The following is a 21502-nucleotide window of genomic DNA, read 5'->3' on the forward strand; positions in this document are numbered from 1 at the left end:
GCGACGGGCCTGTTCCGCGCAATTCAACGCACCCTGGTTCAAGGCGTCAGCAGTTGGGCAAGGCCCTCGCTGATGGGGGTTGGTTCAGGCAATTCAAACATGCTCAACAGCCGCTGGTTGTTGGCCCTGGAATGGCGGATATCGCCGGGCCGCGCAGCCTGGTAGTTGACCGCTGGCGTCTTGCCGAGTACCTGCGACAGAGCCGCCAATACCTGATTGAGTGAAGTTGCCTGGTTCAAGCCTACGTTGACTGCACCCGTTACGGCGCCGGGACGTTCCAGACCCTGCATCAGCAGCTTTATGAGGTCGCTGACAAAAACGAAATCACGGGTTTGCTCGCCATCACCAAACACCGAAACAGGCAGGCTTTTTTGCGACCTTTCGGCAAAAATACTGATCACGCCGGAGTAGGGCGAGGATGGATCCTGACGCGGGCCGTAAATATTGAAGAAGCGGAAAACCACCGGCTCCACGCCGTGTTGGCGCTGGTAGAAATCCAGATAATATTCGCTCGCCAGCTTGTCAGATGCATACGGGGTCAATGGCGCTTTGGGCGTATCTTCGGCAATGGACGCCCCTTCGCCGTTGTTGCCATAAACCGCTGCGCTGGACGCGAACAGTACACGCTTCACACCTGCCAAACGCATAGCCTCGCACACATTCAAGGTGCCGATGAAATTGCTCTGGTGGGTGCGCACAGGGTCATCCACCGATGCCTGCACCGAAGCCACCGCTGCCAGATGTACCACCGCTTGGCAGCCGCTTACTGCCTGCGCTACCAAGCCGGCATCGGCCACATCGCCCTCTATGAGTTGCAATCGCGGGTTGGCCAGTTGCAAGTTGCTGCGCTTGCCTGTGGACAGGTTATCAAGCACGCGCACTGTGCGGCCGCTGGCAAGCAAAGCATCGGCGAGATGTGAGCCAATGAAGCCCGCACCGCCAGTGATAAGGATGGGGGCGTCGGGCGAAAAGTTTTTTGGCATACGATTATCCAGGCTGCAAATAAGAAAGATGCTGTGACAGTGAGTTCAGGTGCGCGCGGCCAATCATGCCTGCATCTGCTTGCCGGGCCTACTTACGCCAGCCAGCCAGCGTGCGCGCAAGTAACGCTGAACCGGGCGCTCGAACCATCGGTGGCAGGCAAGGCTCAGGGGTACCAATACCGCGAAGAACAACAGCATGACCCAAGGTTGGTAAAAGATTTCGCGAACAAAGCCCAAGCTATCGAGCACCAGGGCAAACACTAGCTGCAGCGGAAAATGCAGCAAGTATGAGGCGTAACTGATGTCTCCGACCCATGCGGTCGAGCGCAGCAGGGCTGGCCGGTGCATGCCGGCTGCCGCCAGCATTGCCAAGGTGGCGGGGAAGCACAGGCACATGACGAAATAAACATTAACGCTAGGCGCTAGGTGTAGTTGGTAAACCCAGGCCGCTACGGCGATGCCGGTGGTGATAGCCAGCGCCATCCCACTGCCAGCCAGGCGGCGCAGGTGCACCAGCAGTGCATAGGCGAGGCCGCCGATGTAAAAGCACAGCAACCCGCTGCCGATCTTGTAGCTGCCCGGGTATAGCAGCAGACCAACGCAAGCGACCGCGGCCGCTAACAGCCAGCGCCAACGGCCAGCCAGACAGATCACAAAGAACGAAGCGTAGAGCAACACTTCGACCGATACCGACCAGATAGGCGCGTTGTACGACCAGCCCTTTTCGAACCCCCAAGCTGGGGCCAGCAGCAGGTTGAGCAGGGCATGGTAGCTGTCGTTGTACTGATACACGAAGGCGTTCGAGTTATAGGTCGTGTAAATCCACTGAAGGCCAGCTACCAGTGCGAAGGACAGCAAGTGAAGAGGGTACAGCCGACTGAAGCGATCAACCGCAAACCTGCCGAGGGGAATTTGGCGCGCGGCAATCGCATTTGAGAACAACCAGAAGAAGACGAACCCCGAGATCGAGAAAAACAGCTGAACGGCAAGCCCACCGTATTGGTAGAGTGGTGTCAGCGCCGTAAATAAGGGCTGGCGCGCCGGGTCAAAGCCGGCAGGGCTGTCACCTACATAGAAAAAATGCTGCCAGTGCCAGAAAACCACGCTGAGGGCAGCGATACCGCGCAGCGTATCCAAGGTGTACAGCCGGTCGGCTGGGGCAGCAGGAGCAGTCATTGACACTTCACTGGCGGGCAAAAGGGAAATGCTGTCACCCGCCGATGTGAAGTGTCAATGCACGTTAAGCAATACAAGAAATTGCCTAACGCTTCAGTCGAATACCTCAGCCAGGCTCAGCGCCACACCCTGCTGATCTTTGCCAGACAATTGCGGCTGGCCATCAAATCGCCAATCGATGGCGATTTGCGGATCGTCCCAAGCAATGCACCGTTCGCTCTTTGCAGAGTAGAAGTCGGTGGTTTTGTAGACAAACTCCGCCGTCTCGCTCAGGGTAACGAAACCGTGTGCGAAACCTGCCGGGATCCATAGCTGTTGCTTATTTTCCGCCGACAGCACAGCCCCAACCCATTTGCCGAAGGTTGGCGATGAACGCCGAATGTCCACGGCCACGTCAAACACTTCACCCTGGATTACGCGCACCAGCTTGCCCTGGGCGTGCGGTGCCAGCTGATAGTGCAGGCCACGCAGCACGCCTTTAACCGAGCGCGAATGGTTGTCTTGTACAAAGTCGGGCTGCAGCCCGGTGACTTCGGTGAAAACACGGGCGTTGTAGCTTTCGTAGAAAAAGCCGCGGTCGTCGCCGAATACCTTGGGGGTAAACAGGACTACTTCTGGGATATCGAGCGCAATGGCTTGCATCAGAATACCTTCTCTTTCAGCAAGTTTTGCAGATACTTGCCGTAACCGTTTTTCAGCATGGGTTGAGCCAGCCGCTCGAGTTGCTCGGCGTCGATCCAGCCAGCGCGGTAGCAAATTTCTTCAGGGCAGGCCACTTTCAAGCCCTGACGGCGCTCCATCGTGGCGATGTATTGGCTTGCTTCGAGCAGGCTGTCGTGCGTACCGGTGTCGAGCCATGCGTAGCCGCGGCCCATGATTTCAACCTGCAACTGCTGCTGTTGCAGGTAGAGATTGTTGAGGTCGGTGATTTCCAGCTCGCCGCGCGCGGAGGGCTTCAGGTCGCGGGCCAGGTCGACGACTTGGTTGTCATAGAAATACAGGCCAGTGACGGCATAGCTCGACTTTGGAACAGCCGGTTTTTCTTCCAGAGACAACACACGGCCGCTGTCGTCGAACTCAGCCACGCCGTAGCGCTCTGGGTCGTGCACGTGATAGGCGAATACCGACGCACCGGAATCCCGCTTGTCGGCATTCAGCAGCAGCGCCTGGAAGTCATGGCCGTAGAATATATTGTCACCCAGTACCAGCGCAGATGGGTCATTACCAATAAAGTCAGCGCCTATGGTAAACGCCTGCGCCAACCCGTCCGGGCTCGGTTGTACCGCGTAAGACAGGTTCAGGCCCCATTGGCTGCCATTGCCCAGCAACTGTTCGAAGCGTGGGGTGTCTTGCGGGGTAGAAATGACCAGGATGTCCCGGATCCCGGCTAGCAGCAGCGTGCTGAGCGGGTAATAGATCATCGGTTTGTCATAGACCGGCAGCAGCTGCTTCGAAACCGAAAGTGTGGCCGGATGCAAGCGTGTACCCGAACCGCCAGCCAGAATAATTCCTTTACGAGCCATGAGAGTCCCTATTACTGGATTTCGTCCAGCATACGTTGCACGCCTTGCTCCCAAAGCGGCATTTTGAAATTGAACGTTTTTTCCAGCTTAGCCAGCGCCAGGCGCGAGTTGCGCGGACGCGGCGCAGGTACTGGATAAGCTTCGGTGCTGATCGGGGCAACCTTATCAGCCGTCACTTTGAGCGCCATGCCGTTGCGCTGTGCGTGCGCCAAGACGAACTGAGCAAAACCATGCCAGCTGGTTTCACCGGCTGCCGCCAAGTGGTAAACCCCTGCCAGGTGACGGTTGTCTTGCCCGTTGAAGATTTGCCGTAGGATGTGAGCGGTAACGTCGGCAATTAGTTCAGCGCCCGTCGGAGCACCAAACTGGTCTGCCACCACGCTCAAACCTTCACGTTCAGCAGCCAGGCGCAGCATGGTCTTGGCAAAATTATGCCCGCGCGCAGCATACACCCAGCTTGTGCGCAGCACCAAGGCCTTGGCGCCGCTGGCAAGGATGCCACGCTCGCCATCAAGTTTGGTACGGCCATAGACCGAGAGAGGGCCGGTAGCTGCGGTTTCCTCCCAGGGCTGGTCACCGCTGCCGTCAAATACATAATCGGTGGAATAGTGAACCAACCAGGCACCCAGCGCTGCTGCTTCGCGTGCCAACACCGCGGGGGCTTGCGCATTGATCATGGCGGCTAATGCCTGGTCGCTTTCTGCTTTATCTACTGCTGTATAGGCAGCAGCGTTGACGATTATGTCGGGCGCCAGTTGACGAACAGTGGCGGCCAAACCATCCGCTTGGGACAAATCGCCACACAAGCCTTCAGCCCCTTGGCGGTCCAGCGCGATGACCTCGCCTAGCGGCGCCAGAGCGCGCTGCAGCTCCCAGCCTACTTGACCGTTTTTCCCTAGCAGCAGGATTTTCACGCTTTATTCGCCCCGTATTGCTGTGCCACCCAGTCACGGTAGCTGCCGTCCATGACGCCTTTGACCCATTCCTGATTGGCCAGGTACCAAGCGACTGTCTTGCGAATGCCGGTTTCGAAGGTTTCCGCAGGTTTCCAGCCGAGCTCACGCTCGATCTTGCGGGCATCGATTGCATAACGGCGGTCATGGCCTGGGCGGTCGGTGACATAGGTGATGAGTTCGGCATACTGCTCGACAGCCTTGCCGGTTTTCTGGTTGATCACTTGGCGCGAGGCCGCTGGTGCAAGCTCGTCGAGCAAGCTGCAAAGGGTATGGACGATGTCGATATTGGCTTTTTCGTTCCAGCCGCCAATGTTGTATGTCTCGCCAAACGCACCGGCTTCCAGTACACGACGGATGCCCGAGCAGTGGTCCTCGACATATAGCCAGTCGCGAATTTGCTGGCCGTCGCCATAGACCGGCAGCGCCTTGCCTGCCAGGGCATTGACGATCATCAGCGGTATCAGTTTTTCCGGGAAATGGAACGGTCCATAGTTGTTGGAACAGTTGGTAGTGAGTACCGGCATGCCGTAGGTATGGAAATATGAACGTACCAGGTGGTCGCTGGCTGCCTTGCTGGCCGAGTACGGACTGTTTGGCGCGTAAGGGGTGGCCTCGGTAAAGGCCGGGTCGTTTGGCCCGAGTGTGCCGTACACTTCGTCCGTAGAAACGTGAAGGAAGCGGAATGCCTCCTTCTCCGCGCCTTCCAGGCTGTTCCAGTGGGCCCTGGCGGCTTCCAGCAAGCGGAAGGTGCCCATCACGTTGGTCTCGACAAACGCTTCAGGGCCAGTGATCGAGCGATCAACGTGCGATTCGGCGGCGAAATGAACCACGGCGCGTGGGCGATGCTCGGCGAAAAGCTGGGCCAGCAGTGCTGCATCGCAGATATTGCCTTGGACGAATTGGTGCTGTTCGTTACCTGCCAGCGATTGCAGGTTCGCCAGGTTGCCTGCGTAGGTCAGGGCGTCCAGGTTGAGCACGGGCTCCTGGTTGTGCGCACACCATTGCAGAACGAAATTTGAGCCGATGAAGCCGGCTCCGCCTGTTACTAGAATCATAATTGAGCCTTACGTTAAATTTCGTAGCTTTATGACACTGATGGCGAATTGCGTTGATTTGGCCTCCAACATGGTCGAAATCAACTCTGTCACCAGTTCTCCTAATAATACATCACTGCTTGGGGTGATAGCTATAGAGTAAAGCCAGTCATGGAGCGACGCGTGGTCTATTTTCGTGAACCTGTTGATCTAGAGTGCTGCCTGGATTAGGGTTGTTGATACTTTGTAGGTAGGGGGGGCGTCAGGCGGAACAGTCTGAATTTAGTAAGGCTGGATTTGGCTTGATGGGTTTTTCTTTTTCGGGGTGCTTTATTTTTAAAAAAGAGCATGAGATAATGAATGAAAGTTGAATTCTCAATGTGATTAGATTATGCATAAACAATTTAAAGTTATTGTTCGCAGTCTGGATGCTGCTAAAAAAATAAGATGCTCTTTGGATTTGCCAAAGCCGGGAATGATTACGGAGTCATCAAAATCATATTTGGCCATGGCTGGCTGGATTTACATTCCGGGCGAGAAGGATGTAAGTGTGGTTGTTAGTCACATGCCCGAATTAAGTATGCCACTTAATAGAGAGCGATCAGATGTAAAGGCAGTGATTCCTGCTGCTCCAGTTTTGACTGGATTTAAATATCCCGTTGACTTTTCAACAGATTTCAAAGTGGGCGTGACAGTTGCTGGTAAAACCGAATGGCTCTTTCAAGTTAGAGTTGAAGAAGCTAAGGTGCTTGTTGGGTCCAATGGGCACTTATTTTTGGATAATGATTTAAACAAAAGTGTTCAGCAGTTCACTGGGAAACTTTTAATACCGGATTCGGAGCTTCAGAAGTGGGATAAGTACTTCTCTAGGCTTAATGCTTGGTCCGTTGATAATGCTAGACAATATACCTTTGTGGTTGCTCCAGCGAAAGAATATATTTACTCAGATAGCTACCCACACAAAAAAGGGATTGTCACTCCATTAGAGCAGTTTTACAGCCGGTTTTTGAATGTTGCTAAAATAACTGATCTAACTGAAAGCCTCTGTAGAGATCGTGAGTTTGCATACTACAAAACCGATAGTCATTGGAACGATTATGGCGCATCACTGGCTGCATCTTCATTTTGCCGTAGCGCAGGATTCAAAAGTGTAGATCCAGGTGTTGAATATTCGATACTTCCGATTGACGGGGATTTGGGCTCAAAATTAATGCCTGTGCAATTGGAGAATTCTTTAGTAATCCGGGATAGAGAAAAATTAATCAAATTCAGAGTTTATGAAAATAGGATAAAAGTCAGAGGTGGGATTGTAATATATGAGAATCCTAGTGCTCCAAATCAGATAACGCTCATGATATTCGGGGATTCTTTCTCCGTTTCTTTTGGTGACTTTCTATCGCACTCATTTTCAAAAATTGTTCGGATCTTTTCCGGTGCCGATGTAGATTGGGCTGCTGTAGAGTTTGAAAAGCCGGACTATATTTTAGTGGAAATGACATCTCGGTTTTTGATCCGATCACCTTCCCTTGATTTTAGTATATACGATGAGATTCTGAGAAAATATAGCGCGTTGGGAGAGGCTGAGTTGGAAGAGCAACGATCATTCGTAGATTCGGAACATTCGAAGAGTTTTGAGTATTATGTTCACGCCTCTCGAAAAGCCCTTGAAAAGGCGAAAAAAATACTCAAAAAATGATTTCGTTCAAGGCCCGCGTTTGAGTTTCTGCGGGCCTTATAGGCCGACGGTTTCGGTTAGGAGCGGAGTAATGAGTGGCTATTGAAACTCAGCGTTTCTCAAGATGTAGCCTCCAAAGATCCACCTGAAACTACTACATTATCAAGAAACGTTACTTTTACTTTGTCGCCTGGATTGATCATGCCGCTTAAATTAACAAAAAAACCACCTTGCCCTTTTGATATACCTCCACTTTTTAGATCAGGCCGGCCGATGACTGAGTGTGCAATTAGGCGTTCAATTCCATTGATGTAGACTTTTAGAGAGGTGCTATTGCCAAAATAGTCTACAGCCCAACCTGTGATCTTATTAGAAAACAATCCGTCAATATGGCCGCGATATTGATGTTTTAGGCTAGGCGTAGAAGTGGTCGAATCGCCTACCAATCTAATCAAAGACTTATCCTTGTCTGGGAATGCAATCGATGATGTCGGACTCAAAAAAGTAGCTAGTAAATCCCTCTCTTTTTCAGAGAAAAAGCTTAACGCGCCGAGTTTGTCTAACTTTAAGTGGCCGGCGGATAAAGCATCAGTTGTTATTGCATCTTGAGAGTGAAGTTTTCGGATTTCCTCAAGATATAGCTTGATGTTCAGATCTGTATGTGCAGAGGTTTTTGCATTGAGAACATCATCTATCGTGTCATCTTTGCCAATAAATCCTCGCGCAACCAGCTTTCTGAGGTTTGCGTTTATTCGTTGGGTGGGTGAGAAGTTATTTAAGTGCAATACAAAAACGGCGCGATGCTGGAGCCCATCATAAACATGCTCAAGCGCCTGTATATTATGGTTGATATAGCCATCGAGCTTTGTATTAGAGCTGAAGATGGGCTTTCCCCAGGTTAATCCCGTTTCAAGTTTTTCGCCGGAATCACCAATAGAGAAGATGTTTTTAGAACCCGGAGCGTTGCTAAGCCATATGCCAGGGATACTAACATCCAATTGACTCAGGTACTCAATAATTGACGTCGAGTAACCTTCTTCGCTCATTAAGTATAGGCGTTCATCACTGTCTAAAAACGTAAAATGTCTACTGGAGTGCTGCAGCGCCTGGTATAAAGGGGTGAACTTTTCAGGGCTATGAATGTCGTTGTGGAAAGTATCAAAGCTGAACACATTTTCAGGAATCGGCAATTTCTTGTATTTGTCAAGAAGTTCAGCGTTAGTGGAGTTATTATCAAATACGTAAATATTTTGAGCGCCCACGATTTTAGCATGATGATCAAAAAAGTCTGGAAACATCTCCCAGTCATCTTTAATTTTCAGAACTATCTTAAGTGGTGAATAGTTTGATCGAATTAATGAACAAATCTCTTGTTGTTCAGTTTTCCACTGCATCACTTTAGATCTCTCCCTAGCGCTTGTGGGGCTCACAATTGTTCAAGCGCATGCCTGATTCAAGTAGGCTGCCCTGCGCTATGTCGTTTAAATATGATAGGTTAAAAGAAAGAAGTTACGCATTATCATACTTTGTGTAACACCTGCAGTTGCGTATGTCTGTAAGGCTATTGGCACGTGTGTTCCTAGATAAGGCTACCGACTTAAGATCTATTACTGATGATTTTAAATATCTACCAATATCTCTAGGGTTATAGCTGATTGAAAGAAAAAAATCAAGTTGAATGCTTGCGTGATATCAGCGATCAAGTAACCAAGAGGTTAGATACTGGGGTTCAACAAAAGAATGTGCAGCACCCATGACTATCATCAGCTCTAGGTCGTGAATGTAAATCGTTGAATTTTTGCTCAAGAATGCGGATTGTTCATAATATGTCACCTCTGCGACCCAGTACTGCATTGCGGTTCACAGGCGAGAGGTGACTGGCGCGCGCTCGCCTAGATGAACGGTAGCCTACCGACACAATTTATCAATTTGCCCCATTTAAGAACGTGCGCTTCATCAACAGACGCATTCGATTCGTTAAAGGCTGGAAATCCCAAAGCTTTCCATTTGTCGAGAGGGTGAAGAATATGAATGGAGCTGATGCCTCTATCTCCTGGAATTTGGCAATCTGCGACTACGTTATCGCCAATATGTACATGATTTTTCGCCCCTTCGCGGGCGAGATCCTCTTTGACCAAGTCCCACATGGTGCCATTATCTTTCCGCTTCTGCTCTGCACTGGACACTAGCAATCGATAAGGCGCACTTACCCCAACCTTTCTCAATAATAAGCCAATCTGCTCCCGGGTGTAGTAAGTGTCGGAAATAACCCACAATATATGTCCATGACTTCCAAGGGTATTGAATAGATCAACCATTTCGTCTTTGGCTGTAATCATGTTTAAATCAAGTTCAAATTCACGATTCATCAGTCTCTCGGCCTCATTGGTCGAAATATGTAGACGTGAAGCTAGGCTGGCATAGATGTCACTTATTGATACATCACCTTTGAAATTCATTTTCTTACGAACTTGTAGCTCGGCATCATTGCGCACTGCTATGAACTCATTTGCGCATTTAACAATACCTAGCTGGACCAACTCTTTGCCAAGTAAATACTTCGCATAATCAGGGGTTGTGTATGTGCGTCTAACTAGAGTGTCGAATACATCAAAACTTATGTGACTAAATGTTTTCAGGTCGTTTGTCAGACTATCTAAAGTGCGAGAGTAGCTTGATGTTATGTAACTTTGATCAGTTGTAAGTTTTCCGCTTGTTGGATGGTAGAAAAACTGCTGATAACCATTTTTTTCACAAACCGGTCCAATTACCCGCTCCAGAGCGTGTAGCATTGAGCCGTCATTGGGGAGCGGTTCATTTGGAAAGTCATCATAAGTATAGGTTTTGTTCAAAATGTCAACGAGTGCTTTGGGTCTTGCCCAGAACATCCCGCCTGCAGGGTAACTTAAGAAGTCATCGAAATGTCCGAAGCCTAGAGCGGTTTGCAAATTCCGCATGTGGGGCTTATTCATGGTTACATGGTTCACCCACGAAGGCATCATCCAAAACGTAGTCGGATAATAGACCCCGAACTGCGGGTTGTCAGAAAATGCATTCAGAACCCTTTTAACTACAGAGCAGTCGTTGAGCAAATATTCGGACAAATAGTCAGCCCATTGTGTTTGCTCGCGGCCAGAATACAATGATTTTTTAGAGTGCAAGTGGCAGAGTAAATCATACGTAAGCAACTCTTGAGCGAATTCGACGAGAAGCGGACCAAAATTTCTGCCGCGATTAGGTACAGATTTTATAGTGACCTTCCTAACTGCTTGAATGTTTGAGAAAGTCTGATAGGCCCGATCTCTAAAGCTCTCGTTGGCGATAGTTATTAAAAGATCCACCTCTGTTGGGAAAGTGTATAAAGCTTCCGCGAAACGCTCGATATAGTCATCGTAATAAATATGCAGGCAGATGGCGATCTTTTGCTTTGAGGCTTTTGGGGTTAACTCGCTCGCTGGTTTAATTTCAAATTTTGGTGTCCATTTTGGCATAACGCTGGAGTATGCCCGGCCTTCTGTTTGGCCTGAAATAATATAATGGAATAGTGGGCTTATTTGTGCGTGGAATACATCTATATTACAGCGATGATAAATTTCATTGTCGAAATTTTCAGACGGGTTTACAGGAGAAAATCTTGATTTATGAAGGTAGTCTTTGAAGGCGTCTAGCTCTGACGCAAATGCTGGGTTATAGGTTTTCTTGTACCATTCAAAATCAAACAATTGTAAAGATTTGGCTTTGGCAAGTATGGATAAAATGTCGCGGTTAGACAGATTGTCTTTGGTAGTGGACGCTTTTTCGCCATTTTTCGCACGTGCTGTCTGCCCATACTTCATCGTAAAATGCTTCAATGGGTTAATGTCGTTCTCTTCGATCTCCGGATGAAGAAGGCGATATTCAGACAATGAGAAGTCAGCACGCGTAAATCTATGCTCACGGTAGCCATACATGATGAAATGTAGGAAAGGGTGGATGATTAGGTCTTTAAGGTCTGAATTGTGCTTTAAGTAGAAAACTGTGTCAAAGCATGGGTGGGGATTGAAACCGCTAGTCCACCCTTCAGTGAGATAGTGCTCAATAAAGTTTTTCGGATATATCCCTTTCGCGGCTGTCTGTGACTTGTAATACTTGTTGTCGAATGCCCCGCTGGATTCAACTAAGGAAATCATCTCTTTTCGGTTTTGTTTCAATAGTATGCTGTTAGTATTCATGGTCGGCACAGTTACTTTCAGTGGAGGCCAAATAATTGGGTTGGACTTATAACGCCATTGCCGGAGAAGTCGTCATCAATACTGAATAAATGAAAGGCTTCCTTTGGGATAGCGCTAGGAGGGGTGGCATACGCGCAGAAAAGGCATTCAATTTCATCAATGCTGTAACTGATATTGAGTTTTAATCCTTCGCGGACCGCATCGATTGCTCCTGAAAATATAGTCTGGAGATCTTGATACTGTCGTTGCGGTGTTGCTAGTCGGCCGTGGAAAAACTGCAACTCACCATTCTCTTGAAGCCTAATATCTACCAGTTGGCCTTCTGGAGCGGTCATTATGCTTTCGAGCAATAGTGATCGTTCTAGCATCAGGTAGCCGTCGGACCACTTGGCGTTCTCTTTAAATACCCCATTCATTGTAGCTGTATGTTTTCCAATGCTATGGCTTCCAGACTCTGTAGTAATAAAGTACAGGCCATCTGTGCTTTGGCCGAACATTCGAGTCAGAATTTTTTGAATTGTTCCAGCGTAACCAAGATCAAGCATTAGAGATTTCGGGCTGCTTGAAGTAAGGCCTTCACGGTCGAAATATGTGAGTAACGCATCACGTGTGGGGGCTACGTATGCATGCATGCGTTTATTATGAGGTTTTAACCATTCGGTAAGTTTATCAAGATCTGCGGGTAGAACTACCTTAAATTCTAATAGTTCTTGGGGGAGCAGTGAAAACGCCTCGTGAAGTTGCAAGCCAAATCTCTTCATTAGCAAATCGAGGACGGTGCCGTCAAATTTACTCGCGAATGAAAGTTCGTAAATGTCTGGGTTGCCGAGTTGGCTGCGAAAGAGAACGGTCCTCGAAACCTTAAGGTAAATAGGATTTGCTTTAAAGGAGAGTAAACCGTTTTCTTGAAGGTGCTTAAGCGCAGCGAAGAGAATCCACCCCTCTCTTGCAAGACAGATTGGTCGGTGGGTTTCTGAGTGCTCGGCAATTTTCCTAATGTAATGGTTTAGTATTGGGCCTAAAAAGCCGTATCCGAATTCATATAGTGCTTTGTAGGAGTTACTCATGGTGTTGGCAAGTCTCGGAGGTTAAGCAGTATTTCAAAATGGTAAGAGAGGTAATTGAACACTAGGACTGATTGGTCTTTGCTGCGTTAGTCTTCTCCGAACAGGTCTCGCGTATAAACTTTATCAATGACATCGGATAACTCCGGAGATACGCGATTGGCTACAATTAAATCGCATTTTTTCTTGAAAGTTTCAAGATCTTTAATAACGCTTGAGTTGAAGAACGTACTCTCTTCAAGGGCGGGTTCGTACACGATTACGCTGATGCCCTTGGCTTTTACCCGCTTCATAATTCCTTGAATGGAGGAGGAGCGGAAATTGTCAGAGCCGGACTTCATAATTAATCTGTAAATCCCTACAGTATTAGGAGCTCGCTGCGTAATAGCCTCGGCGATAAAGTCCTTTCGAGTTGTGTTGGATTCAACTATTGCTCGAATCAAGTTGTTGGGTACGCTCGAGTAATTCGCAAGCAGTTGCTTAGTGTCTTTCGGCAGACAATAGCCACCGTATCCAAATGACGGGTTGTGGTAATGATTTCCAATTCTTGGATCTAAGCCCACGCCTTCAATAATTTGTCGGGAGTCGAGTTGATGGTGTATCGCATAACTATCCAGCTCATTGAAATAGGCTATTCGCATTGCCAAATAAGTATTTGAGAAAAGCTTTATAGCTTCTGCTTCTGTGGAGTCGGTTAACAAAATGGGTGCATCATCCACTTGCGCGCCAGCAAGCATCAAGTTCGCGAAAAAACTTCCGAATGGCGAGCGGTCCCCTACGATAATTCTCGACGGGAAGAGGTTATCTTGAAGGGCCTTGCCTTCTCGTAAGAACTCCGGGGAGAAAAAAATGTCCTGGAAAGAAAACTTTTCCCGCATAGCCTTGGTGAAGCCAACCGGTACAGTTGACTTGATTATAACTTTCGCACTAGGGCGCAGGGTTATCGTATCGCTTATTACAGACTCAACAGATTCAGTGTTAAAGTGATTCGTTTTGGGGTCATAATTTGTGGGCGTGGCAATTATAACTATATCAACACCTTCGTAGGCAAGATGCTTATCAGTTGTAGCGTTTAGGTCTAGATTCTTTTCTCGCAAGAAACCCTCGATTTCTTGATCAGAAATCGGAGATTTTCTATCGTTGATAAGGTCGACTTTTTCTTGAATCACGTCTAGTGCTGTTACGCTATTGTGTTGCGCTAACAAAATTGCATTAGATAATCCGACGTAACCCGTCCCTACAACTAAAATTTTCATATTCTATCCTTGTATGTTTGTTAAGGTGCGGTGGGGTTGTAAGTTGAGCTTGTGGTCCTTGGATTTGTATGTCGTGGAGGAATAGATAGTCCTCCATAAGGCCCGCTGAGATAGTCCAGACTTATCGCCGGATGGTAATAAGAGTCGCCATGCTCAGTCGCGCTCCATTTTTGAGTGAACTCCTCCTGCTCTCGGATGGCTCTAGCGCGCTTTTCTGAGATTTCGTCTTTGCCGCGGCTCGCAGACTCTGCATGGATAAGTTTTGCAGAGGCACACCAAATGATTTTCAAATGTTGTAACCTGATTTTTAAGCAGAGGTCTACGTCGTTAAACGCTACTGGAAACGCAAATTCATCAAGCCCGCCAACTTCAAAAAATGTTTTTTTGCGCAGGAGCAAACACGCTGCAGTAACTGCGCTTTGCTGGCGAGTAATCTGATTACTAGCAAGGTATCCGGCATCATGTTCATGTAAATTGTTGCCTGCATGCGCCGCTAGCCCGTTAACCCCTACGACGACGCCTCCATGTTGAACCATTCTATTAGGCCAGAGTAATTTAGCCCCCACGGCGCCGACACCTGGGCGGACCAAATGTGCGACCATTTCTTTCAACCACAAAGGATCAATAATCTCAATGTCGTTGTTTACAAGCCCTATAAGTTCACCTGTAGCGCAACGAGCGGCTCGATTATTGATTGTTGAGTAGTTGAATGGATATGGATGATCAAGAACGGTTACGCCGCGGCTTTTCAGCTCTGATAAATACTTTAATGTCTGAGGGTCGCTGGACTGGTTATCAACAACTATAATTTCGAGATCAGGATATTCTGTGTCATTTAAAAGTCCTTCGACACATTTGTGTAGGAGCTTGTATTGATCTCGTGTGGGCACAATAAGGCTCACGCTCGGTAGTGTTTCAGGTAATGGCCAATGAGCTCTGAGCAGGGCAGGATATTCTGTAACACGGCTTACCGAAGAGCCTGGCGACAACGCTTCACATAACCATTCCACAGCGCGGAGGCGTTGATTTGAAGGTTTAGCTTGCTCCGGGCTAATTGGTGCTTGGCTGCTCCGGTGATAGAGAACACGTGGCATGTGTGATACAACTGCTTGACTTTGTTGGGTAGCTAGTGCGATAGCAGAAAACAAGTCATACCAATTTACTGAACTGTCTTTGCTACGAGCCGCCAACAGCGCCAATCCATGCTCGAGTATATCTGCACCTAAAATCGAGCCACTGGAAAAGATGTCTGCACCAATGAATACGTCCAAATCCCAAATTGGCTTGAGCCACGGCTGGCTGCGCTCCCCCTGCGGGCCGTCGCGATCGCAGTCGGCGAATGCCCATGCGCTCCCATCGTCGAGCAAGGCACTCAGGTGCGCCAGCGCCAGAGGCGCCAAGCGATCGCCCGCCACCATTGGCAGGATGCGATCGCAGCCGCCTTCAAGCAGTTGAGTGAGCGCTGGCAATAGGTTGCGTGGGGGGGGCGATAGCAACTGCATGCGTGCCAGCGTCCCAGGCACCTAGGCTGTTCAGGCTCAATTGTTCCAGTGCCGTATCGCCGTCGCTCAGCAGCAGCACTCCCAACTTGCCTTGTAGCGGCGGTAAGGGCAGGGAGTCTAGGCGCTGGAACACCTCGAACCATTGTGGGTAGTGATGCCAGCCTGCACTTTTTGGCAGGCGCATGGTTTGGTCCTTGGCAACCTCAGTCAGCAGGGCGACCGTTGCGGCGTCGTGCGCCGGATCCAATTTATGGAGCAGCCCTTCAAGGCCCTCCGGCCAGCAGCACAAGCGAATGGGGCTACCTGCCAGTGGCTGGCCAAGATCATTGATGATTTCCAGCACATGCACCTTGCCATCGGCCAACTCCCAAGGCAGATCGATAGCAAAGCCGTGGTCACTGGTGGCGCGGTACGCCAAGGCCTGGTTGTGCTCTTTACATACCGCCCGGCCAACCACTTGATCGCCTTCCCGTACCGTAACCTCCACATGTCGATCAGGTGCCTTTGGATCCCAGCACCAACCACCGACACGCAAGCCGCCTGTATGCCAAACCTGGGACGCAATCGAGGCACTGTCGTCACTGGGTGCTGCGGGGAGCGACAGTTGACCTTCCAATTCGAATGACTGGTTGGCGATGCGTGCGGTGATCAAGCATGCCTCGTCAAGCCAGCGCTGGCGCAATTGCACGGCAAACCCATGGTACTGGTCGCCCATTGGCGCGTTAGGCTCATATTGGTCGGCACGTGCCAGAGCAACGCTGGCTCCATCGATGAACACCTCGATGACAGGCCGGTTTTCCGGTTGTGTGTTGTCCATCGCCCAGCCGTGCAGTACGTCCCCCTGAAGGCCAAGTATGGCCCCGCTGAAGGCGGGTAGGGCGACCGGCTGAGCCGTTTGCTGTTGATCCACAAGGTGTTCGGTCATTGGAGCAGGCTCAGGGTGAAAGGCAAGGCGGTCAGGGCTGCGGCCCCTGTGTCGCTTGCCAACAAATTGGAGGGTGCGAACAGCGGTATACCCAGCTGGGCTGCCAAGCGAGGGGCCGCCCAGTCGCTGCCAGGATTTTCAGCCAGGCTGAGCACAGCATCACATCCGGCGGCTTGGGCTCGCTCGGCCAAGGTGAAGCCATTCAAGTCGGGCAGCACATGAACGGAACCGGTGGCTTGCAGTTGTTTCAGCAGGGGGCCATCGCTTGGCGCAACCAAACGGATGGACAATTCCGCGCGTTTAATATGCCTTGCAACGTCCAGCCAATGCTGTGCAATGCTGGCATCGCGCAGGCTGTCACCAATGACGAGTGATTGAGGCATATGCACAGCCAACCCGCTGGTGACCGCAGTCGCCTCTGTTACTAAGTTGGAATCTGGCAGCGCATCGCTGTAAACAGGTTGTAGCGCTGGCCATGGCAACTGAACGCTGGCCGCTTCGCGAGCAAAACGCCGCCAGTCATAATCACCCCGCGAATCGAGCAGGCGGTCGTCGTTGCACAGAATGCGGTACGGAATGTCCAGCATTGCCGGTAGATCACATAAGCCAATCGGGCAGCGGGCAAGGTTCTGGAACAACATTGCCTGCAATGGCAGGCTGCGCAGGCATTCGACCAAGTGAGTGAAATCGCCCGGCAGTTCGTACTCCAGATTCAGAGGCAAGGGGCACAATGGGGCGGTCAGCACTACCCAAGTTCGATGACTGCTGTGGTGATAAGCCAAGCTGAAAACAGCATCGTCATTTGAGCCATCGTGGATGTAGAGCGTCTTGTCCTCACCCATCTGCCAACTGAGATTTCGCTCGCTCGCCGGTTTACGTAGCAAGTGCTCAAGGCGCGCTTGCTGTAAAGCCTGGCGTGCAGGTTTGATAGGGTCGCGCAGGCAGAATGCTTGATAGCTGCTGGATGCGTCGGGGTAGCGTTGGCGCAAGGTTGCGTTGTTCAACGCCACTCGCATTACCTTCTCGGCACCGAACGAAATACCACCCCGGTGTGCCACAAACACGTTAGGCGCCCCCATATGCCGCCAGCCGTGGCTGCGGGCGCGCAGGCACCAGTCGGTTTCTTCACCGTAGCCCCGTGCCAGATGTACTTCGTCCAGGTAGCCTACCTGGTCGAGTGCGGCCCGCTTGATATAGAGGCAAAAGCCGCAGCCCGTCTCGATTTCAACGGGTGGGCTGGCCACCTGCCGGGCGAGTTCATCCAGTTCGGCCTGGGCCTTGGCGCTGGGCATTTCGTGGCAGATCTGGCTACGGGGGAAGCTCATCAGCTCGCCGTTATTGGTGAACGGCGTTACCGACGCAATGCGTTCGTCGCTATAAGCAACTGCCCGCAACCGATCCAGCCAGGCGCCGTGCACGCGGGTATCAGCGTTGAGCCACACTACGTCCTTGTTCGGGCTGAGGGCCATGGCGCGGTTCATGGTACGGATAAAACCGAGATTGACCGCGTTGTTGATCAACGTGATCTTGCCCTTGGCAGCAAGCACCTTGAGTGCCTTGGCCAGGGCAGGGACCGGCGTCTTGTCTTCGATAACCACCAAGCGGTGCGGGGTGCGGTTCAATTTGCGGGCGTCCAGCGCGCTGTTGATGCACTCCAGTGTTTCCTCAAGGCCGTTATAGACCGGAATCAGCACATCCACTGGGTTGTTTTCGCCGCCACCTACGCTAGCAGGCGGAACGAAGACCGGCATGGCGTAAACCGGGCTGCCTAGCAGGGGCATGCCGTTGGTAAATTGTATGTGCACTGCAGGGGTGGGGTTCGGTACGCTCACCCGCAAACCACCATGGGTCGCTGGGAGCCCCGCTGCACCAAGCAGCGGGTGGGCGGCGCTGGCAGTCGCGTTAATGCGAGCGCCATTGGCTTCAATCTGCAGCGCTGCGGGCGCTTGCAGATTCTGCAAGTCGATCGCCCAGCCCTGAATTTCCTTCTGTTCAGGCAGATAACGCACAACACCGATAGTGCCCGGAGCGTCGCTTTGCGCCGCCAGCAGCTTGACTACCAACCCAAGCTCTTTACCTGTCTGGATATCGGGCAAGTGGGCCATGATTGTGCGTCGCAACTCTGCAGGCGTTTCTGACCGGCTACGAGCCTCCCAAAGGGTCAGCCGCAGCGCCAGATCGTTGGGCTGAAGTTTCCAGGCATTTGTAAGGTAGCGCGTGGCCATCTCGAAGTGGCCTTGCGCCAGTAGGCTGCGCCCCACCAACGCGTGAACGTCGGCCCGCTCGGGCAATGCTCTGGCGGCATTGGCAAAATATAAAAAAGCCAGCTCGGGCGTCTGCGGCAAGGCCGCGATGCCTTTCCATACGAGTGCTTCGGCCCGATACTCGGGAACCTGCAACGCACGTTCGAGTGCAGTTGCCGCCGCGTCATGCTCGTTGGCCTGACGGTGGCGGTGGAAGATGCCCATGAGCGTCTCTCGCCCATGGTCGAGTTGTCTGGACATAAGCTTGGCTTGGCTACAGATAATAAAAAGAGGGGCGACCCGAAAGTCGCCCCTTTGGCATATGCCCGGCCCTGAGGCCGGACATATGCAGCGCTACAGCAGGGCTAGTTACACTTGGCCGTGCAGTACAACGACGTTGTCGATGTTAGCAACAGCTTCGTTCGAACCAACGATGCCGATGGCGACGTCTGCGTGGGAAGCACCTTGCTCGATCTGAGCGGTCCAGTAGTCCTTCTCACCAGCTTCCGAAGCGCGACCCAAGGCCGACTCGTACAGCGACTCGACGAAGTCGTTGTTGGCTTTGGCGCTAGCTTCGTTGGAAGTGATGATGTCCGAAACCACGTCGGAGCGGCTTGCGCCGTTGAACAGCGAGGATACCCAGAAGTCCAGGTCCTGCTGCTCAGCATCGCGGCCGAGAACGTTGGAGTACAGCTCGCGGATGAAGTCACCGTTCGACTGGTCGAGAGTCTGAGCTTCGCTCGAGACGGCGATGGCAGCGGCTACATCAGCCAGCGAGCCGCCGTTGGCCAGCAGGTCGGTCCAGGTGCTCGCACCCGAATCGTCAGCAGCACGGCCCAGCAGAGCTTGGTACAGCTCGTTCACGTCAGCAGCGTTTTTCGCGCCGGCGTATTCGGACGAGTTCAGGAACTCGTTGGCGATGTCGGACAGCGAGGTGCCGTTGTTGACTTGAGCAACGAACGACTTAGCACCGGTCAGGTCAGCATCGCGGTCCAGGATGCCTTGGAACAGGCGCAGGGCAGAAGCTTCTGCTTCGCTGTGAGCCAGGGCTACGGTTTCAACTTCTTCGCCATTCACGAAGCTCAGGAACTCAGCGTTGCTGATGGCAGCAGTCTGGTTACCGGTCAGGTTCACGGTGAAGTTGTTGCCGACAGCGAAGGCGTAGTCATCGCGCGAACCATCCAACTGAACAACGTCGTAGCCTTCGCCAGCGTTGACGATGTCAGCGTGGTTGCTGCCGCTCAGGATGATGGTGTCATCGCCGGTACCGGTGGTGACGTTGTTGTTGCCAGCGCCAGCGATAACGGTGTTATTGCCGTTGCCAGTAACGATGGTGTCGTTGCCGTTGCCAGCGTCGATCAGGGTGTTCTGGTCGCCTTTAACGGTGATTACGTCGTCACCGTTGCCGGTGGCTACTACCAGTTCGATAGCCGAGGTATCGACTGCAGCCAGGGCAGCGAAGGCTTGAACGTCGGCAGCAGGAGCGGCAGCTTGGCCTTCCAGGTTCACGACCAGGTTGGCATCGCTCTGCAGGTGGTAAACGCTGGCGCCAGCAGCTTCAGCAGCAGCCAGGTCCAGTACCACGGTGTCGCCTTTAACGCCTTCAACAGTGCCTTGAACGATGCTTGCAGCACCGGAAGCTGGCAGCTGAACGGTAGTGCCGGTGATACCAGCAACCGAAACGGTCTCTGCGTTGTCCAGGTTCAGCAGGCTGTTGATAGCCTCGATGGTGGAGTCGGACAGGTTGGCGCTTTCGGCGGTCAGAGTAGCTTGTACGTCGCTGCTCGATACGGGATTATCGTATTGCATGGTGTATTCCTGTTACTTCAGGCCGGCTGGCCTGCTGCAATAGTAGTCTGCTCAGTTGCAGAGTTTTCCCACGGAGACTTAAGGCGGGCAGCGTTCATCTTCGTAACGGGGGTCAGGGCGATATGCAGCGCCACCAGCGGCTCGTTGCCGGTGGGGCCATGCATCATCTGATTGGCGACCAGGCGTTGTGGTTCGGCATTGCCGAACACCACAACACCAGTCAATTCGTAGTTTTTGCGCAGAGGGCCGACCAGGCTGAAACCAACGCACAGCAGTGGCAAGCCCTGCGCCTTGGCACCGACGAACGTCCCCGTCGACACATTGCGACAAGGGCCTGAGCCAGCCACCATGCAGGTGTAGAGCAAGTCGACGCCTACCGGTTTTTCAGCCCATTCGACGGCAAACGATTCAATGAAGTCTTCGGTACCGGGTGCACCTACCCAACCCTCGTTGGAGGTTACCTCACCCGCCTTTTTCAGGTGGGCGATAAGCTTAACAGGCAAGGGCTTGGCGCTTGCAGCAATGGCCTGGGCTGGCTCCGCGGTTGCGACAACGGCGTAGGTGCGCATGATGGCCGGCGAGGTGTCTATGCGGTCGATGCGAAGGTCGATTGGATCGATAACTTCGTCGAACATGTGGTATTCGGTGATAAGAACGGTGGTCACGCCACCTTTCACTCGAGCCACGATGGTATCGCCCAGTTTGGTCAGCATGTTTTTGCTGACGCCCTCGGCGGGGAAGAAGTCGATGGAGCCTTTGCCCAATGGCGCTTGCTGTAGCGCGATGCACACGGGCTTGTCTGCAGGGGGCTGCGAGGCGTAGCGGAAGATGTACATGCCCGGCTCGAGCAGTGTAACCCGGGAACTGATTTTCAGGCCGTCAAGGGTCTGCGAAGGCATAGACATGGCGTTGTTAAGCTCCTTTTAAGCAAAAACACTGGTAGCTAACTTGCTCAAACCCGTGCGTGCACCAAACGGCCGGTGAAGGCTCCCTGCGAGTGGCGAAGATGCCGTCAGAGGGAAGGGTTGTCAACCAAGAAATCTAAAAAAAATTTCATATTCGTCCGGAACTTAGCGCTGACTTTCGCGCTCTCGAGGGTCTGGTTTTAGTACCCGACAAAAATAATAGGATTACCCAGGGCAGAG

At 51.7% G+C, this 21502-nt stretch carries 14 protein-coding genes and 1 pseudogene; 1 reads left to right on the plus strand and 14 read right to left on the minus strand.

Annotation, left to right across the window (positions count from 1 at the left end):
• Positions 1-38: 38 nt before the first annotated feature.
• From L1P09_RS06200 to rfbB, 6 genes are all read right to left on the minus strand, one after another.
• Positions 39-983 (minus strand): NAD-dependent epimerase/dehydratase family protein, encoded by a 945-nt coding sequence (locus tag L1P09_RS06200; RefSeq protein WP_070085802.1) that lies wholly within the window; start codon positions 981-983, stop codon positions 39-41.
• A gap of 63 nt (positions 984-1046) precedes the next feature.
• The gene (locus L1P09_RS06205) at positions 1047-2159 is read right to left on the minus strand and encodes an acyltransferase family protein (protein WP_070085801.1); all 1113 of its coding nucleotides are present in this window, start codon (positions 2157-2159) and stop codon (positions 1047-1049) included.
• A gap of 93 nt (positions 2160-2252) precedes the next feature.
• Positions 2253-2801 (minus strand): dTDP-4-dehydrorhamnose 3,5-epimerase, encoded by a 549-nt coding sequence (rfbC, locus tag L1P09_RS06210; RefSeq protein WP_009685980.1) that lies wholly within the window; start codon positions 2799-2801, stop codon positions 2253-2255.
• Positions 2801-3682, minus strand: a complete 882-nt coding sequence (rfbA, locus tag L1P09_RS06215; protein ID WP_009685979.1) for a glucose-1-phosphate thymidylyltransferase RfbA — start codon at positions 3680-3682, stop codon at positions 2801-2803. Before rfbA ends, rfbC begins: the two co-directional genes overlap by 1 nt.
• Positions 3683-3693: 11 nt before the next feature.
• Entirely contained in the window at positions 3694-4596 is a 903-nt protein-coding gene (rfbD, locus tag L1P09_RS06220) for a dTDP-4-dehydrorhamnose reductase (protein WP_235768598.1), read from the minus strand.
• A complete protein-coding gene (gene rfbB, locus L1P09_RS06225) occupies positions 4593-5693 on the minus strand; it encodes a dTDP-glucose 4,6-dehydratase (protein WP_070085799.1) in 1101 nt (366 codons plus the stop codon). Before rfbB ends, rfbD begins: the two co-directional genes overlap by 4 nt.
• 370 nt (positions 5694-6063) lie before the next feature.
• On the opposite strand from rfbB, the gene L1P09_RS06230 reads away from it, so the two are divergent.
• Entirely contained in the window at positions 6064-7368 is a 1305-nt protein-coding gene (locus L1P09_RS06230) for an alginate O-acetyltransferase AlgX-related protein (RefSeq protein ID WP_083281531.1), read from the plus strand.
• Positions 7369-7466: 98 nt separating this feature from the next.
• Here L1P09_RS06230 and L1P09_RS06235 read toward each other — a convergent pair whose 3' ends face one another.
• From L1P09_RS06235 to L1P09_RS06270, 8 genes and pseudogenes are all read right to left on the minus strand, one after another.
• Complete coding sequence (locus tag L1P09_RS06235) at positions 7467-8744, minus strand: glycosyltransferase family protein (protein WP_139137852.1); 1278 nt, start codon at positions 8742-8744, stop codon at positions 7467-7469.
• Positions 8745-9239: 495 nt separating this feature from the next.
• On the minus strand, positions 9240-11558 hold the full coding sequence (locus tag L1P09_RS06240) for a rhamnan synthesis F family protein (protein WP_070085797.1): 2319 nt from the start codon (positions 11556-11558) through the stop codon (positions 9240-9242).
• Between the two features lie 17 nt (positions 11559-11575).
• A complete protein-coding gene (locus L1P09_RS06245; RefSeq protein WP_070095236.1) occupies positions 11576-12625 on the minus strand; it encodes an HAD family hydrolase in 1050 nt (349 codons plus the stop codon).
• Between the two features lie 86 nt (positions 12626-12711).
• Positions 12712-13878, minus strand: a complete 1167-nt coding sequence (locus L1P09_RS06250; RefSeq protein ID WP_070085795.1) for a nucleotide sugar dehydrogenase — start codon at positions 13876-13878, stop codon at positions 12712-12714.
• A 20-nt stretch (positions 13879-13898) separates the two neighbouring features.
• Positions 13899-16305 (minus strand): annotated as a pseudogene (locus L1P09_RS06255) (glycosyltransferase family 2 protein).
• Positions 16302-18773 carry a glycosyltransferase family 2 protein gene (locus tag L1P09_RS06260; RefSeq protein WP_070085792.1) on the minus strand — a complete coding sequence of 824 codons (2472 nt, stop codon included), beginning with the start codon at positions 18771-18773 and terminating at the stop codon, positions 16302-16304. Before L1P09_RS06260 ends, L1P09_RS06255 begins: the two are co-directional and overlap by 4 nt.
• 144 nt (positions 18774-18917) lie before the next feature.
• Positions 18918-20357, minus strand: coding sequence for a DUF4214 domain-containing protein (locus L1P09_RS06265; RefSeq protein WP_070085791.1), 1440 nt, complete (start codon positions 20355-20357; stop codon positions 18918-18920).
• Between the two features lie 17 nt (positions 20358-20374).
• Positions 20375-21256, minus strand: coding sequence for a hypothetical protein (locus L1P09_RS06270; RefSeq protein WP_070085790.1), 882 nt, complete (start codon positions 21254-21256; stop codon positions 20375-20377).
• Positions 21257-21502 lie beyond the last annotated feature (246 nt).

The sequence above is a fragment of the Pseudomonas juntendi genome (assembly GCF_021560075.1).
GTDB lineage: Bacteria > Pseudomonadota > Gammaproteobacteria > Pseudomonadales > Pseudomonadaceae > Aquipseudomonas > Aquipseudomonas juntendi.

Coding starts and splice junctions, on each gene's coding strand:
- L1P09_RS06200 (WP_070085802.1), bottom strand. CDS start 983: ATGCCAAAAAACTTTTCGCCCGACGCCCCCATCCTTATCACTGGCGGT.
- L1P09_RS06205 (WP_070085801.1), bottom strand. CDS start 2,159: ATGACTGCTCCTGCTGCCCCAGCCGACCGGCTGTACACCTTGGATACG.
- rfbC (WP_009685980.1), bottom strand. CDS start 2,801: ATGCAAGCCATTGCGCTCGATATCCCAGAAGTAGTCCTGTTTACCCCC.
- rfbA (WP_009685979.1), bottom strand. CDS start 3,682: ATGGCTCGTAAAGGAATTATTCTGGCTGGCGGTTCGGGTACACGCTTG.
- rfbB (WP_070085799.1), bottom strand. CDS start 5,693: ATGATTCTAGTAACAGGCGGAGCCGGCTTCATCGGCTCAAATTTCGTT.
- L1P09_RS06230 (WP_083281531.1), top strand. CDS start 6,064: ATGCATAAACAATTTAAAGTTATTGTTCGCAGTCTGGATGCTGCTAAA.
- L1P09_RS06240 (WP_070085797.1), bottom strand. CDS start 11,558: ATGAATACTAACAGCATACTATTGAAACAAAACCGAAAAGAGATGATT.
- L1P09_RS06245 (WP_070095236.1), bottom strand. CDS start 12,625: ATGAGTAACTCCTACAAAGCACTATATGAATTCGGATACGGCTTTTTA.
- L1P09_RS06250 (WP_070085795.1), bottom strand. CDS start 13,878: ATGAAAATTTTAGTTGTAGGGACGGGTTACGTCGGATTATCTAATGCA.
- L1P09_RS06260 (WP_070085792.1), bottom strand. CDS start 18,773: ATGGGCATCTTCCACCGCCACCGTCAGGCCAACGAGCATGACGCGGCG.
- L1P09_RS06265 (WP_070085791.1), bottom strand. CDS start 20,357: ATGCAATACGATAATCCCGTATCGAGCAGCGACGTACAAGCTACTCTG.
- L1P09_RS06270 (WP_070085790.1), bottom strand. CDS start 21,256: ATGCCTTCGCAGACCCTTGACGGCCTGAAAATCAGTTCCCGGGTTACA.